At 62.0% G+C, this 534-nt stretch carries 1 protein-coding gene; it reads right to left on the bottom strand.

Features of this window, described 5'->3' with window-relative positions:
• On the bottom strand, positions 1 to 497 hold a 497-nt coding region (locus YH64_RS30040), incomplete at its 3' end, for a hypothetical protein (protein WP_221935947.1).
• Positions 498 to 534: the final 37 nt, after the last annotated feature.

Here is a 534-nt window from a genome sequence, read left to right as displayed (position 1 = left end):
ACGCCTTTGCCGTCCTTCTTGTCCAAGTACCGCTGCACGGCTTCATAGGCGTCGTTGCGCCAGCTATTGAGCTGCTGCGTGATCCCGATGGCGTCGTGCAGCACGATGCCAAAGCCGCGAGCACGGCGTGCGCTTTCCTTCAGATCCAGGGCGACGATTTGGCGCGCGTAGCGGTTCTCGGGATCGGAATAAAGCTGGCCTGCCAGGACCGACGCGGTGTCAGGCTGATCTTGCGCGATGGCGTCCGCCAGCGTGTCGTCGATGATGCTGGGGTCCAGCACGTCCGGCGTACGCGAGCACGACATCAGCAGCCTTCGGATATCGAAGTTCTGTAGTTGATTGCGTAGCGGGCTGAAGCTGGATATCAAGTCCAGCATGCGCTTGGTCAAGGGATCGGGCGTGAACAGCGCGCGGAGTTCTTCAATGTCTTCGGGGGCTTTCAGGCACACGGTCCAGGCACCGGCGCCGCTTTCGGCCGGGCCGTGCAGATCGTGCACACGGGCTGTGGGTTCATGGATCGGCTCAAGAGCGTGA

The organism is Achromobacter sp. LC458 (genome assembly GCF_001005835.2).
Lineage (GTDB): Bacteria > Pseudomonadota > Gammaproteobacteria > Burkholderiales > Burkholderiaceae_B > Achromobacter > Achromobacter spanius_B.
Note: the sequence above shows the minus strand (reverse complement) of the source record. Positions and strands in the feature narration are given on the sequence as shown.